This window comes from Blautia sp. MCC270 (assembly GCF_018785605.1).
GTDB classification, from domain to species: domain Bacteria; phylum Bacillota; class Clostridia; order Lachnospirales; family Lachnospiraceae; genus Blautia_A; species Blautia_A fusiformis.
Genome location: NZ_WQQD01000017.1, coordinates 1 through 15,583, shown reverse-complemented (window position 1 = coordinate 15,583; position 15,583 = coordinate 1). Strand labels below are relative to the sequence as shown.

Annotated in this window: 13 protein-coding genes; 12 read left to right on the top strand and 1 reads right to left on the bottom strand. The window is 44.7% G+C overall.

Translation table 11 applies throughout. From position 1 onward, the window contains the following. The first annotated feature begins 1 nt into the window (after position 1). Positions 2–1,333: an MATE family efflux transporter gene (locus GPK58_RS06405; RefSeq protein ID WP_215638373.1), complete on the top strand. Its 1,332-nt coding sequence runs from the start codon at positions 2–4 to the stop codon at positions 1,331–1,333. Positions 1,334–1,458: 125 nt separating this feature from the next. Here GPK58_RS06405 and GPK58_RS06400 read toward each other — a convergent pair whose 3' ends face one another. After that, positions 1,459–1,950, bottom strand: coding sequence for a DUF2798 domain-containing protein (locus GPK58_RS06400; RefSeq protein ID WP_173723214.1), 492 nt, complete (start codon positions 1,948–1,950; stop codon positions 1,459–1,461). A 488-nt stretch (positions 1,951–2,438) separates the two neighbouring features. Between GPK58_RS06400 and eno the strand changes: the two genes are divergently transcribed. From eno to GPK58_RS06345, 11 genes are all read left to right on the top strand, one after another. Then, on the top strand, positions 2,439–3,734 hold the full coding sequence (eno, locus tag GPK58_RS06395; RefSeq protein WP_215638372.1) for a phosphopyruvate hydratase: 1,296 nt from the start codon (positions 2,439–2,441) through the stop codon (positions 3,732–3,734). Positions 3,735–3,873: 139 nt separating this feature from the next. After that, on the top strand, positions 3,874–4,650 hold the full coding sequence (locus tag GPK58_RS06390; RefSeq protein ID WP_044961662.1) for an ABC transporter permease: 777 nt from the start codon (positions 3,874–3,876) through the stop codon (positions 4,648–4,650). 12 nt (positions 4,651–4,662) lie between these two features. Beyond that, on the top strand, positions 4,663–5,400 hold the full coding sequence (locus GPK58_RS06385) for an ABC transporter ATP-binding protein (protein WP_092072899.1): 738 nt from the start codon (positions 4,663–4,665) through the stop codon (positions 5,398–5,400). Between the two features lie 149 nt (positions 5,401–5,549). Then, on the top strand, positions 5,550–6,293 hold the full coding sequence (larB, locus tag GPK58_RS06380) for a nickel pincer cofactor biosynthesis protein LarB (protein ID WP_022426321.1): 744 nt from the start codon (positions 5,550–5,552) through the stop codon (positions 6,291–6,293). Beyond that, a complete protein-coding gene (gene larC, locus GPK58_RS06375; protein ID WP_215638371.1) occupies positions 6,294–7,685 on the top strand; it encodes a nickel pincer cofactor biosynthesis protein LarC in 1,392 nt (463 codons plus the stop codon). It begins immediately after the preceding gene. A 138-nt stretch (positions 7,686–7,823) separates the two neighbouring features. Further along, entirely contained in the window at positions 7,824–8,852 is a 1,029-nt protein-coding gene (locus tag GPK58_RS06370; protein WP_022426319.1) for a LacI family DNA-binding transcriptional regulator, read from the top strand. 408 nt (positions 8,853–9,260) lie between these two features. Next, the gene (gene iolC, locus GPK58_RS06365) at positions 9,261–10,295 is read left to right on the top strand and encodes a 5-dehydro-2-deoxygluconokinase (protein WP_015524405.1); all 1,035 of its coding nucleotides are present in this window, start codon (positions 9,261–9,263) and stop codon (positions 10,293–10,295) included. Positions 10,296–10,313: 18 nt separating this feature from the next. Further along, positions 10,314–12,245: a 3D-(3,5/4)-trihydroxycyclohexane-1,2-dione acylhydrolase (decyclizing) gene (gene iolD, locus GPK58_RS06360; RefSeq protein ID WP_118608902.1), complete on the top strand. Its 1,932-nt coding sequence runs from the start codon at positions 10,314–10,316 to the stop codon at positions 12,243–12,245. Between the two features lie 16 nt (positions 12,246–12,261). Further along, a complete protein-coding gene (locus GPK58_RS06355) occupies positions 12,262–13,047 on the top strand; it encodes a 5-deoxy-glucuronate isomerase (protein ID WP_215638370.1) in 786 nt (261 codons plus the stop codon). A gap of 138 nt (positions 13,048–13,185) precedes the next feature. Beyond that, the gene (locus GPK58_RS06350) at positions 13,186–14,337 is read left to right on the top strand and encodes an iron-containing alcohol dehydrogenase (protein WP_015524408.1); all 1,152 of its coding nucleotides are present in this window, start codon (positions 13,186–13,188) and stop codon (positions 14,335–14,337) included. Between the two features lie 119 nt (positions 14,338–14,456). Then, complete coding sequence (locus GPK58_RS06345; RefSeq protein ID WP_015524409.1) at positions 14,457–15,404, top strand: substrate-binding domain-containing protein; 948 nt, start codon at positions 14,457–14,459, stop codon at positions 15,402–15,404. The last annotated feature ends 179 nt before the right edge of the window (positions 15,405–15,583 follow it).

Genomic DNA, 15,583 nt, shown 5'->3' with positions numbered 1-15,583 from the left:
CATGAAAGACTTGACAAAAGGGAAGCCTTCCACATTGATCCTGTCCTTTGCGCTTCCTGTATTTCTGGGAAATCTCTTGCAGCTGACGTACAGCCTGGCAGATACCCGGATCGTGGGAAGCTTTTTAAAAGAAGATGCGCTGGCGGCAGTAGGGGCCACCAGTCCTTTAAGCGGGCTGATCATCGGTTTTCTGATGGGCCTTGCAAATGGATTTGCCATTGTCACCGCACAGAAATTCGGTGCCGGAAACCGGGAAGAAGTACGAAAATCTTTTGCGCTGTCTCTTGTAATGGGCAGCGTGATTTCTCTGATCCTGACTGTTTTGGGACTTTTGTTTCTGCATCCGATCCTGAGGTTCCTGAATGTTCCGGATCATTTGACGGGAACTGCCAGGCAGTATATCTTTATTATTATCGCAGGTATGCTGGCAACGTTTCTTTATGATACCTGCGCGGCATCTCTGCGCGCACTTGGGGATACGGTGACGCCTCTTGTGATCCTGGCGGTGTCTGTAACTTTAAATATCGCAGGAGATCTGTTTTTTATTCTGGTAGTAAAAGCAGGAGTTCAGGGAGCGGCCGTTGCCACGGTACTTTCACAGACGCTGGCATTTCTGATATGCTGGTTTTACATGATCCGCAGGTATGAGATCCTACGGCTGAAAAAAGAGGATTTTTTCGGTCTCGAAAGAAATATGATGAAAAATATGCTGAGTGCCGGACTTTCTATGGGATTTGTAAGCTCTCTTGTAAATCTTGGTACACTGGCACTTCAGACCTCCATCAATCGGCTGGGAAGAGATATCATTGTGGCACATACAGCAGCTCGTAAGATCACAGAGATGTTTATGATCATGTTTGGCGTGTTCGGCCAGACCATGGCGATCTTCTGCGGCCAGAACGCAGGTGCAGGGAGGATGGACCGGGTACGCCATGGAATCGGTCTTGCAGTTCTGTATACCTGTATCTGGTCCGTGATGACTGTGATCTTCAGTTTTACCATTGGAAAACAGCTGATCTATCTGGTCACAGGAAGCCATAATGAAACGGTGATCCGCAATGCCGCTAATTATCTTAAATTTGATACGATTTTTTATTTCGTAACGGCTGTGATCAGTGTCCTCAGAAATGCTATGCAGGGCCTTGGAGAAACGGTGATCCCTCTGGTTTCCAGTGCGCTGGAGATGATCGGAAAAGTAGTGATCGCGGTGACTCTGGTGCCACTTCTCGGATATACCGGCGTGATCGTAGCAGAACCGATAGTCTGGGTCATTATGGTGATCCCGCTGATCGTGAAGATACTTAAGATGCCTGAATTAAAGAAAACAGTCTGAGAGATTCGAAGATCCGATGAGAAAGATTCGCGTGAAAAATAAAAAGCACATTGTATGGAATGAGCCGCCACCGGAAAGTATGACTTTTGGGGTGGTTCAACCATAGCAATGTGCTTTTTTTAATTTTACATAGTTGCTGTCGCTTCTTTTACGTTTTCCTTTTCAGGAAAGATATGTCTGAAAATAAAACGTACGATCGGACCTGCATAGATCAGCTGCCAGAAGAATGCCATCGGGAAGTTGAATGCGGTTGTCTGAAGCCATACAGCTACGAACTGATTTCCTGCATCCTTAAAGAGAATGGTTGCGGCAAGACTCATTAATGGGCACATGAAAGCAACGGAAGGAACGGAGATCGCAAGGATCTTGCTGAACGGATGGCAGTTTTTGAAATCTACCATGCGCATTGCACAACCAAAGGCAAGCTTGGATACAAGGAAGAAGTCAAGGATAAATGCGATCGGTCCCATGATCACCAGCTCATGAAAAGCGTCAAGGAACACGCGGTTTGTCATACTCCCTGTGTTCAGGGAAATGTTGTAGCAAATCATGGCGTAAACCATGAAAAATACCATGATAAGGGTAAAGATAACTTCCTGAAATTTGTTTTTTGGCATAAAAAATCCTCCTTTAAAATGATTAAGTGATAATGTAAAACCTCAGAGCATGTGTTGTTCGTTAATCATTCAGGAGAATGTGCGTTTCCAATATATGACAGGATTTTGTCATAAACCATATTCGGTTTTTTGACCAAATCAAACTGCGAAGCAGTTGTTTGGCTGTAAGCAGGCAGCAGAGCGGTTTACGAATATCCGCTTGATACCGGCGGTTATGATATCATAAGTAGTAAAGCCTTGTCAATAAGTAAAATTCGCAACATCCTGCGGAATGTTCTGAAAAAACATGGAAATATCAGAAGAGTAATTGAGAAAAAAATGGCAATAACTCCTCTTGACCGTTAAAGTTAGATATAGTAAACTTGTAAACAGTTAGCGGATTCTAACTAATGCGTAAAATTTGTGGCGGGCCGTATCCCCTGACAAAATGCGGCCTGAACAGGAGTTATGGACAGGGCGAAAAGACCAGACAGGAGGATAAATATCAAATGGATTATTTAGAGATTGAGAAGGTCATTGGAAGAGAGATCATTGATTCAAGAGGAAATCCGACCGTAGAGGCAGAGGTTTATCTGGCAGATGGAACGGTCGGAAGAGGAGCAGCACCAAGCGGAGCGTCCACAGGAGAATTCGAAGCACTTGAGCTGAGAGATCAGGATAAAAGCCGTTTTGGAGGAAAAGGTGTTTCGAAGGCCATTGAAAATATCAATACAGTAATTAATGATGCGCTGGCAGGAATGGATGCATCTGATATTTATGCAGTGGATGCTGCCATGCTCAAAGCAGATGGAACAAAGGACAAATCAAAACTGGGCGCAAATGCCATTCTTGCGGTTTCTATTGCGTGCGCACGTGCGGCTGCGATTTCTCTTGACATCCCCCTTTACAGATTTCTTGGTGGGGTGAACGGAAACAGACTTCCGGTTCCGATGATGAATATCCTAAACGGTGGTGCACATGCTGCGAATACCGTTGATGTTCAGGAATTCATGATCATGCCGGCAGGAGCACCAAGCTTTAAAGAGGGACTTCGCTGGTGTACAGAGGTATTCCACGCTCTTGCTGCACTTCTGAAAGAAAAAGGCCTTGCAACAAGCGTTGGAGATGAAGGTGGTTTTGCACCAGACCTTGGAAGCGATGAGGAAGCCATTGAGTACATCCTTGAATCAGTGAAAAAAGCGGGATATGAGCCTGGAAAGGATTTTGTACTTGCCATGGATGCTGCATCCAGTGAGTGGAAAGGAAACAAAAAGGGGGAGTATGTTCTTCCGAAATGCGGAAAGAAATTTACATCTGCGGAGCTTGTTGATCACTGGAAAAATCTGATCGAAAAATATCCAATCTACTCTATTGAGGATGGCCTTGATGAGGAAGACTGGGAAGGCTGGCAGATCATGACAAAAGAACTTGGAGGAAAAGTACAGCTTGTAGGTGATGACCTGTTTGTTACAAATACAGAGCGTCTTGAGAAAGGTATCAGCCTTGGCTGCGGAAATTCTATTCTGATCAAACTGAATCAGATCGGTTCTGTATCTGAGACTCTGGAAGCCATCAAAATGGCACATAAAGCTGGCTATACAGCGATTTCTTCCCATCGTTCCGGAGAGACAGAGGATACAACCATTGCAGATCTTGCAGTGGCACTGAATACCTGCCAGATCAAGACAGGAGCTCCTTCCAGAAGCGAACGTGTGGCAAAATATAATCAGCTTCTCCGTATTGAGGAAGAGCTTGGTGATGCAGCAGTATATCCGGGATTCCGGGCATTCAATATCAAGAGATAAGATCATAACTAACACATTTCTCAAAAAGGTACGCTTTGGCGTGCCTTTTTTTGGCGAAAATAAGGTTGCCAGATTTCTCAAAATAGTATATTATGATTTACAGCCGTGTGAAAAAATAAAATTGAATATTGGAGATGCTATGAAAGAATACGTAAATACTTTTATGCGTTACAGGTTTCTTCTGGGAGAGCTTGTAAAAAAAGGAATCAAACTGAAGTACAGACGTTCCTATCTTGGTATCATCTGGTCTCTTCTTGAGCCGTTGCTTACCATGATCGTACTGACGATCGTATTCGGTACCCTGTTTGGAAACAAGGATCGGACATTTCCTGTATATATCCTGACAGGACGTCTTTTGTACACATTCTATTCCAGTGCCACAAAAGCGGCATTGAAATCAGTAAGAGCGAATTCGGCAATGATCAAGAAAGTTTATGTGCCAAAATATCTCTATCCGCTGTCAAGTGTACTTTTTAACTATGTGATCTTCCTGATCTCACTGATCGTGCTGGTTCCGGTAGGAGCAGTACTTGGTGTGGAGCCGACACTTTATATGCTCCAGATCCCGATCGCGCTGATCCTGGTATTTCTGTTGTCTTATGGTTGTGGAATGATCCTTGCTACGATTGGCGTTTTTTTCAGAGATATGGAATATCTGTGGTCAGTAGCGCTGATGCTGATCATGTATACCTGTGCGATCTTTTATTATCCGTCCAGACTGCTGAAAAGTGGTTTTTCATGGATCCTGAAATATAATCCGCTGTACTGTACCATCGATGTTTTTCGTTCGGGAATGTTCGGAGAGCCGATGAATCTTCATTATGCGGCATACGCACTGGTATTCAGCCTTGTGACGATTGCCATCGGAATGTTCTGTTTCAAGAAGAAACAGGATGAATTTATCCTTTATATTTAACAGGAGAAAAATATGGAAAAACCTGCAGTAGTTGTAGATAACGTAAGTATGAAGTTTAATCTCAGTAAAGAAAAGGTAGACAGCCTGAAGGATTACGTGATTAAATTCTTAAAAAAAGAAATTAAATATAATGAATTCTGGGCTCTTCAGAATGTTGATTTTGAGGTGAAAAAAGGTGACCGTGTAGGAATCCTGGGACTTAATGGAGCGGGAAAAAGTACTCTGCTCAAAGTAATTGCCGGTGTATTCAAGCCTACCGAAGGCAAGGTGGTCCGAAACGGACGTCTGGTCCCTCTTCTGGAACTGGGAGCCGGTTTTGATTCGCAGTATACAGGACGTGAGAATATTTTTCTGTATGGTGCGATGCTCGGATATTCCAAGAAGTTTCTGGAATCGAAATTTGATGAGATCGTTGAGTTTTCTGAACTGAAGGAATTTATCGATGTCCCTATTAAGAATTATTCTTCCGGTATGAAGGCAAGACTTGGATTCTCCATTGCCACACTGGTATCACCGGATATCCTGATCCTGGATGAAGTCCTTTCTGTAGGAGATGCCAAATTCCGGAAAAAGAGTGAAAAGAAAGTCTTAAGTATGTTTGATAAGGGCGTTACGGTACTGTTTGTATCCCATTCTCTGGAACAGGTACAGCGCTTGTGCAATAAAGCAATGATACTTGAAAAAGGAAAACTGATCGCATATGGAGATATTGATGAGATCTCGGCCAAATATGCGGAGATGATCAGATAAAGAACAGAAGGCGGCCCAGGCAGTCGCATAAATAAAAAGAACCGGACAGTGAACGGTTTGAATAGCAGATAGCCAGACGATTTGCGGAAATGATGCAAATGTCTGGCTATTATGTTATTATATTACGAAGAAAACAGGGAGGCAAAAAGATGACTTTACAGCAGATCCTTGAAAAGGTAAAAAAAGGCCAGCTCTCTGTGGAGCATGCAGAGGACCTTCTGAAAAAAGAGGGATATGAAGAAATGGATTATGCGAAGCTGGATACTACCCGAAAAGCGCGGACCGGTTTTGCGGAGGTAGTTTACTGTGCGAGAAAAGCAGACGAACATCTTTTGAATATCTATCAGAAGCTTTATGAGGAAGATGGAGAGGTCTTTGGAACAAGGGCGTCAGAACATCAGTATGAACTGGTAAAAAAGGTTCTTCCTGATGTGGTTTATGACCCGGTTTCCGGAATTTTGAAGATTGAAAAAGAGAAGGAGCATATCGGAAAGGTGGCAGTGTGTACAGCCGGAACAGCAGATATTTCTGTTGCGGAGGAAGCTGCCCAGACAGCAGAGTATTTCGGCACACATGTGGAGAGGATCTATGATGTGGGAGTCAGTGGTATGCACAGACTTTTTTCCAGGCTGGATACCATCCAGGAGGCTAACTGTGTGGTTGCGGTAGCAGGAATGGAGGGTGCGCTGGCAAGTGTTATGGGCGGTCTTGTGAAACGTCCGGTGATCGCGGTACCTACTTCTGTGGGATATGGCGCCAGCTTTCATGGATTGTCAGCGCTTCTGACAATGATCAATTCCTGTGCCAACGGAATTGCAGTAGTAAATATTGACAACGGATTTGGGGCAGGATATCTGGCAACCCAGATCAATCGGCTTGCGGAGGGAAAATAAATGAGAAACAAATTATATCTGGAGTGTACCTCCGGGATCAGCGGGGATATGACAGTTGCAGCTCTTCTGGATCTGGGTGCAGATCAGAAAAAACTGGTGAGAACTCTTAAAAGTCTGCCGGTAAAAGGTTTCGACATAAAGATCAGCCGTGTGATGAAATCAGGGATCGATGCCTGTGATTTTGATGTACTGCTGGATCATGATCATGAGAATCATGATCATGATATGAAATATCTGTATGGGCATGATGGAGATTCTCACTGCCAGGATCATGAGGAACATCATTATCAACATAGTCATGAAGCCCTGGAAGCCCATGGGCATCCCCATTCTCATGAACATTATGTACAGGAAACCCATGGAAACAGTCATATATATACAGAAACGATGCATTCCCACCACGGACACCATCACCATGAACACCGTGGCCTTAACGAGATCATGGAGATTATCGACCATGCAGATATGACAGATCGTGCAAAATCCTATGGAAAAAGGATTTTTAAGATTCTTGCCGAGGCAGAAGCAAAAGCCCATAATGTACCGGTGGATCAGGTCCATTTCCATGAAGTGGGTGCAGTGGATTCCATTGTGGATATTCTTTCTGTTGCAATCTGTATGGATGATCTGGATGTGGAGGAAGTGATCGTTCCAAGACTTTGTGAGGGTAGCGGAACGATTCGCTGTCAGCACGGAATCCTTCCGGTGCCGGTACCGGCGGTAAGTAATATTGTAAGTGCTCATCAGCTGAAGCTGCATATCACATCGGTGCAGGGTGAACTGATAACGCCTACAGGAGCAGCCATTGTGGCGGCATTCCTTACATCAGAAAAACTGCCTGAAGATTTTACGGTGGAGAAGATCGGTATCGGAGCAGGCAAGCGCCAGTATGAGTGCCCGGGAATTCTCCGTGCCATGCTGATCCGGGAATCCGGGGAGGAGGCTTCAGGCAATGATGCTTGTACGGAAATAGACACCATTATAAAGCTGGAATCCAACATTGATGACTGTACAGGAGAAACGCTTGGCTATGTTATGGAGCTTCTGTATGAGGCAGGAGCCAGAGAGGCCAATTACATGCCTGTATTTATGAAGAAAAACCGTCCGGCATGGCTGCTTACCGTTCTATGTAAAAAAGAACAGGTTTCAGCGATGGAGCAGATCATTTTCAGAGAAACGACAACCATTGGGATCCGTCGCCAGGAGATGGAGAGAACCATTCTGAAAAGAGAGAAAAGAACGGTTACAACCCCGCTGGGAAATGTAGAAGTGAAGGTCTGCACTTTTGACGGACAGGAATATTATTATCCGGAATACGAAAGCGTAAAAAAACTTTGTGAAAAAACAGGGATTTCTTATAAAGAAGTATATCATATGGCTGTGCGGGGATAAGATCGGGTTGATTGCCTTGTATAATGCACTTACATATTGACACCTTTTCGAAAAAACTATATAAATGTATATAGAAAGATTATTGCCGGACGGAACAGTTGGCAATGATACAGTAAGGCAGAGGCAGGAGAAGGATTTATGGCGGTAACAATACAGCAGATTGCAGAACAGGCAGGGGTTTCCAGGGGAACCGTGGACAGAGCATTGAACCACAGAGGACGGATCAATCCGGAGGTGGCAGAGAGAATCTGCCGTCTGGCGGACGAGATGGGATATGTACAGAAAGAACGGAAACATTCCAGAACAGCTAAAGATGAAAGACTGAAGATCGGAGTGGTGACACAGCTTGCCAGATCTTCTTTTATGCAGGAAGTAAACCGTGGTATTGAGAAGGCAGCCGTGGAACTGAAAGAAAAAGGGATCCAGCTGATCCTGAAAGAGGGTCTTTCCGTTGATGAAGAGGAACAGCTGCAGGCCATTGAGGAACTGGAACAGGAAGGAATCCGGGGACTTGCGATCATGCCGGTAGACAGTGAGACTGTCCGGGAGAAACTGAATGCTTTGATCGAAGAGAAGAATATCCCAGTAGTAACCTTTAACTCTGATATTGTAGGAACGAGAAGAACCTGTTTTGTGGGAATGGATAACCGCAAGAGCGGACGTACCGCAGCCGGACTTCTTGGAATGCTGACAAGAGGAAATGGAAAGATCCTGATCATCACCGGATATTTCAGCAATCATGTTGACAATCAGCGAGTGGATGGCTTTGTGGAGGAAGCCAAGCGGGCTTTTCCACATCTGGAGATTGCCGGTGTTCACGGAAGCTTTGATGAAGCAGCTGAGGTGGAGCACATTATAGAAAATGCCATGATGAGTACTTCAGGGATCAGCGGGATCCTGGTGGTATCCGGAGGCCAGGCAGGAGTGGGTAAGGCATTTGAAAAGCTGAGACTTGACCGCAGGCCCTACGTTGTGATCTACGATCAGACTCCGAAGAATGAACGGGCACTGAAGAATGATCATGTGGATTTTCTGATCGACCAGAATGGATATGTCCAGGGGTATGAACCGCCAAGGATCCTGGCGGATATCCTGACAAAAGGACAGGAGCCGGAGAGAGAATATCTCTTTACAGATATCAAGATCAAAACAAAATATAACCTTTGAACATGTATTGTGCAAAGTATCATATAAAATAGTCTGCAGGATGAAAACTGCAGGCTTTTTTATATTACAGGAAATCTGTAAGATACTACGATATGGAATATAGATTCCAAGAAAACAACTGTCTGGATACATTTGATTGCGTGCTAATAGCGTGCTAAAAATATCAACACGCAAATGCACATGCAGATAATAGCTACTTTGAACAAAACAAAACTACAAAAATTGTATAGAATAACTGAAAAAAAGAAAAATGAAAAGAAGTACTTGCCCAAATTGTAAAACAGTGCTATATTAACATCATAAGAAACACGCAAGAAAGCACGCTAAATAAAAGAAAAAGCACGCAAAGTAAAAAAGCACACAAAAAAGAAGTAAAAAATAAACCATCAAACAAACGGAGGTAAGATCATGAAGTATATCGAATTTGATGAATCCAGACCAATGGACCTGGTGCTCCTTGGAAGAGTTGCCATTGATTTTAATCCTGCTTACAACGATCAGGTAAAGGAGGAGTTCAAACCCCTGAAGAAGGTACATATGTTTGAGAAATTTGTAGGAGGATCTCCTGCAAACATCGCTGTAGGTGTTACCAAGCATGGCCTGAAAGCAGGATTTATCGGAAAGGTTTCGGATGATCAGTTCGGTGAGTATGTTGTAGATTATTTTGATGAGAGAGGAATCGATACCTCACAGATCACAAAATGTACAAACGGAGAGAAGCTGGGACTTACCTTTACCGAGATGCTTTCTCCAAAGGAAAGCAGCATCCTCATGTATCGTAACCGTATCGCAGATCTGCAGCTTCATGTAGACGACATCCACGAGGATTATATCAAAAATGCAAAAGCGATCCTCATTTCCGGAACTGCTCTCGCAGAGAGCCCTTCCAGAGAAGCAGCGATCAAAGCGGTTATGCTTGCTAAGAAAGTAAACACAAAGATCATTTTTGATATTGATTACAGAGAGTACAACTGGAAGAATGCAGATGAGATTTCCATCTACTATTCCATCGTAGCTAAGGAAGCTGACATCATCATGGGCTCCAGAGAAGAGTTTGACCTTACAGAGAAACTGATCAAAGAAGGCATGACTGATGAGGAGAGTGCAGCTTACTGGCAGGCAAAAAATGCAAAGATCGTTGTCATCAAACACGGTATGAAGGGTTCCACAGCCTACACAGTTGACGGACAGAAGTTCAGCATCAAGCCATTCCCGGTTGAGGCAAGAAAAGGCTTCGGCGGCGGCGACGGATACGGCTCCGGATTCCTGTATGGACTGTATCAGGGCTGGGAGATCATTGACTGCCTGGAGTTTGGTTCTGCTGAGGCATCCATGATGGTTAAAAGCAACAACTGCTCCGATTCCCTTCCGGGACCGGATGAAGTTCACGCATTCATTAAAGATGAAAAAGAAAAATTCGGCGAAATGATCGCAAGAGTATAAAGAAAAGGAGTGGGAAAAATGGCAAAGACAGTAAGAATGACAACTGCACAGGCAATTGTAAAATTTCTGGATAATCAGTATGTTTCCATGGACGGAGTGGAGACAAAATTCGTAGAAGGATTTTTCACGATCTTCGGACACGGTATTGCTGTAGGACTTGGTGAGGCACTGGATACAAATCCGGGACAGCTGAAGGTTCTTCAGGGAAGAAATGAGCAGGGTATGTGTCACGTTGCTACCGCTTTTGCAAAACAGAGCAACCGCAAAAAAATCATTGCATGCGCTTCCTCCATCGGACCTGGAGCTGCAAACATGGTAACAGCATGTGCAACAGCAACTGTAAATAATATTCCGCTTCTTGTATTTCCGGCAGATACTTTTGCATCTCGCCAGCCTGACCCGGTTCTCCAGCAGCTGGAGCAGAGCAGCAGCCTTGCCGTCAGTACGAACGATGCATTCAAGCCAGTCTGCAAATACTGGGATAGGATCACAAGACCGGAGATGGTCATGACCGCTCTGATCAATGCAATGAGAGTTCTTACAGATCCGGCTGAAACAGGTGCATGCTGCATCGCGCTTTGCCAGGATGTTGAGGGTGAGTCCTTTGACTTCCCGGAGTACTTCTTCAAGAAGAGAGTGCACAGGATCACAAGACCGGTTGCAGTAGAGGAAGAGCTTGAGGATGTGGCAGAGGTCATCGCAGGAGCGAAGAAACCGCTTATCGTTGTTGGTGGTGGTGTCCGTTACTCAGAAGCTGGAGAAGCTGTTGAGAAATTCTGTGAAGAGTTCAAGATCCCATTCGGCGAGACACAGGCCGGAAAGAGTGCCTGCCAGTCTGGCAATCCGTACTGTCTTGGCGGTATCGGTGTAACAGGAACCTACGCTTCCAACATCATCGGTAAAGACGCAGACGTGGTAATTTCTATCGGTTCCAGAATGTCTGACTTTACAACAAGCTCCAAGCATCTGTTCCAGAATGAGGATGTTCAGTTTGTAAGTATCAACAACTGCAGATTCCACGCATACAAGATGGATGCAGTAAAAGCAGTGGGTGATGCAAAAGCTACCGTAGAAGCACTAGCAGAAAAGCTTCGTGCAAGAGGATATAAATCTGCATACACAGATGAGATCGAGAAAGCAAAAGCTGCATGGGATAAAGAGATGGAGCGCCTTGGAAGCATTGAGTACACAGGAGATGATTTTGAGCCGCTGATCAAGGCAAGAGATCCTCGTACGATTCCGGAATATGTAAAGCTTACAAACGGAAAGATCACACAGACAGCAGCACTTGCAGCAATCAACAGAACTATCGACAAAGATGCAACCATCATCACAGCAGGCGGTTCCCTTCCAAGCTGTATGCAGCGTATGTGGAGAACAGACAAACGTGGCGGATATCATGCAGAGTACGGATATTCCTGTATGGGATATGAGGTTGCCGCTACCCTCGGTGTGAAATTTGCTGAGCCGGATAATGAAGTATACTGCGTAGTTGGAGATTCCAGCTTCCAGATGCTCCACAGTGAGATCATGACTATCATGCAGGAGAGACAGAAAGTCAATATCATGGTATTCGATAACTGCGGATTTGGCTGCATCAATAACCTTGAGATGAACCACGGAATCGGAAGCCTTGCAACAGAGTTCCGTTATACAGACGGCAAGAAACCGACCGGAGATCTGATCCCTGTAGATTATGCAAAGATCGGCGAAGGCTATGGTCTGAAGACCTATACCTGCCGCACCATCCAGGAATTGGTAGACGCTCTGGAAGATGCCAAAAAGCAGGAGATCGCATGCCTCTTTGATCTCAAAGTTATCCCGAAGACCATGACAGACGGATATGAGTCCTGGTGGGATGTAGGAATCGCAACAACATCTGAGAAAGAAAGCGTAAGAAAGGCCTGCGAGGGAGTTATGAAAGGCCGTGAAGAGGCAAGACTGTACTAATCTGGGAGGTAAGAAAATGAGTAAAGTATTTGGTTATCCGGAATATGACGAAAAAGGCGAAAAGATTCTTACAACATACGATAATGAGTACAAGGCCATGATGATGGACATCCGTGTTTACCGTATGAAATCAGGAGAGACAAGAACATTTTTAAGAGAGGGTGAGGAGACAGCAGTTCTCCTCCTCTCCGGAAACATTACCTATAAATGGAACGGAAACGAAGCTGTAGCAACCAGAAAAGACGTGTTCACAGAGGGACCATGGTGTGTTCACGGATGCACAGGAATTGAGATTACAGTTGTAGCAAATGCAGAGTCACAGATCCTTGTTCAGTGCACAAAGAACGAGAAAGATTTCGGTGCAAAACTCTACAAACCGGAAGATGCTCCGTGGGGATATTCCTGCGTAGGCAAGTTCGGAAATGTTGCGAAGAGAAGAGTAAACACCATCTTCGATCATGACATTTCACCGGAGTCCAATATGGTACTTGGTGAGGTTCTCAATGACAGAGGAAACTGGTCCGGATACCTGCCGCACAGACATCCGCAGCCTGAGACATACTTTTTCAAATTTGATCATCCGGAAGGATTTGGAGCAAGCTTTGTCGGTGATCAGGTATTTAAGAGTACAGACGAGAGCTTTTCCGCAATTCCAGGAGGAGAGCTTCATCCGCAGGCAGTTGCACCTGGATATCAGATGTATACATGCTGGATGATCCGCCACATTGACGGAAATCCGTGGCTGCAGACAGACCGCTGCGAGGATGAGAGATATACCTGGCTTCATGACGCCGAGTTTTAAGGATTCGGAGATACTGATACTGGATCGTAAATAACAGGCAGCAGGAAGAGGAAAATGCTGTTGTTCGTGAGGAGCGGACAGCAGTAGACCTGCTGCTATTATGAAAAAAATTGTACTGACTGAAGGGAGATTTTGACAATGGCAAGAGAATTTATTGTACCTGGAGAAATTATTTCCGGTTCCGGAGCACTGGACATGGCAGAAGGAGCACTGAAACTCCTTGGTAAAAAAGCTCTGATCGTAACCGATAAAGTAATGATCGACCTGGGAAACTGTGCAAAAGTTGAGAAGGCGCTGACAAATCAAGGCATTGAATACAGCATTTATTCTGACATCTGTGGTGAGCCAACAGATACCATGATCGAAAAAGGCTTACAGATCTATAAAGATGAGAACTGTGACTTCCTGGTAGCTCTGGGAGGCGGAAGCCCCATTGACTCCATGAAAGCCATCGGCTCACTGGTAGTAAACGGTGGAAGCATTTCCGACTACATGGGAAAAGTGATCGATGTAAAGATGCCGCCAATGGCGGCGATCCCTACCACAGCAGGAACGGGATCTGAGGCAACACAGTTCACGATTATCACGGATACCAAAAAAGACATCAAGATGCTTCTTAAAGGCAAAGTTCTCATGCCGGATCTTGCCATTATCGACCCACAGTTTACTATGACTGCACCTCCAAAGATCACAGCAGCAACAGGTCTTGATGCACTTTGCCACTGTGTGGAAGCTTATACATCCAGAAAAGCACAGACACTTTCCGATACTTTTGCAGTATCTGCAGTAAAGAGGATCTTTAAATATCTTCCGGTTGCATATAAAGACGGAAAGAATGAAGAAGCTCGTGTACAGATGTCTGTCGCTGCTCTTGAGGCAGGAATCGCATTTAACAATGCATCTGTTACCATTATCCATGGAATGAGCCGTCCGATCGGAGCACTGTTCCATGTAGCACACGGACTTTCCAATGCCATGCTTCTGAAGGAGTGCCTTACCTTTGCGCTTCCCGGAGCATACGACAGATTCGGAGCGTTGGGACGTGATATTGGTGTGGCGGATGCAACTGATTCTGATCAGGAAGCAGCTGAGAAATTCCTGAAAGCAGTAGAGTCACTTGTAAATGAACTGGATACTCCGACTCTGGAGCAGTTCGGTATCAATAAAGAAGAGTTCTTCAACGTCATCGACAAAATGGCACATGATGCCATGGACAGTGGAAGTCCTCAGAATACCATGCGTGATGTAACAGAAGAGGAAGTAAAAGAAATCTACAGAAAACTCTGGTAAAATGTAAATGTAAACCCTGCATTGCCAGATAGGAAAAGACTCCGGACCGGAGAAAAAGGCTCCGGAGTCTTTTTTCCCGTGGCAAATATAGCTGCAAAAGAAAAGGAGGCATATCCTTCATGAGAAAAAAGTATATCTGTATTCTGGTGGCAGTCATAGGAGTTTGCAGCCTTTCCGGATGCGGGTCTTCTGCAAAGAAAACAGAAGAAGAGCAGGTAACGATCGGTGTTGTTACAAAATCTAAAAGCAGTGAATATTGGTTGTCTGTCTGCGACGGAATGAAAGATGCGGCAGAAAAATATCATGCAGATGTGGTGATTCTGTCTCCGGATTCCGAAACAGAAGAAGAGGTTCAGAAAAATATGATCCGGGATCTTCTGAAAACCGATATCCAGGCGATGGCAGTTTCTCCTATAGATTCCTATGAATGCGAAGATTATTTAAATTTCGCAAGAGAAAAGGGGATTTCTGTATATGCCTGTGATACTCCCATAGAGGATTCAGAAATCCCTTATATTGGAATTGACAATGAAAAACTAGGCTATGAGCTGGGCGAGCAGCTTGCAAAGGCTCTGGATCATAAAGGAAAGATTGGCGTGATCGCCGGTGATTTTAAGCAGGCTGGACACCGGATGCGTGTTGCCGGATTTGAAAAATATATGGAAAAAGAGCCTGGGATCACCATTGAAATGGTTCGGAACGGATACAGCAATATGCGGGTTTCCCAGAAGGATGTGGATGAGATCCTGGTGAAGTATCCGGATCTTAACGGAATCATGGCCACAAGTGCAGTGACGGCCCTGGGGCTTTCAGAGGCAACTGAAGGACGGGAGATTTCTATTGTTTCCGTAGATGCTCAGGAAGATGCCTTGAAAGCGGTTCAGGATGGGCGTATTGTGGCGCTTGGCGCGCAGTCCGGTTATCAGATCGGTTATGAAACTATCCGGTATATTGTGAAGGATCTGGAGGGAGAGGGAACAGGAGAAGATGAGATTCTGGATTCCCAGGTGCTTACCGAAGAAAATATTGATACATATATGAAGGATGACGGACATTCTCATCCCTGATACAAGCAGGTTTCCGTCCGCTGCTTATTATTTTTTACAATCCGGCAGAGGCATTGACTGATTCGGTAAAAAGTCAGGCTGGTATCCAAAAATAAAACACGAAACATAAAAATAGGACAAAAGAAGGATGTAGAGATATCAGAATCAGAAAAACTTTGGTACAGATTTAACAGTCAGGT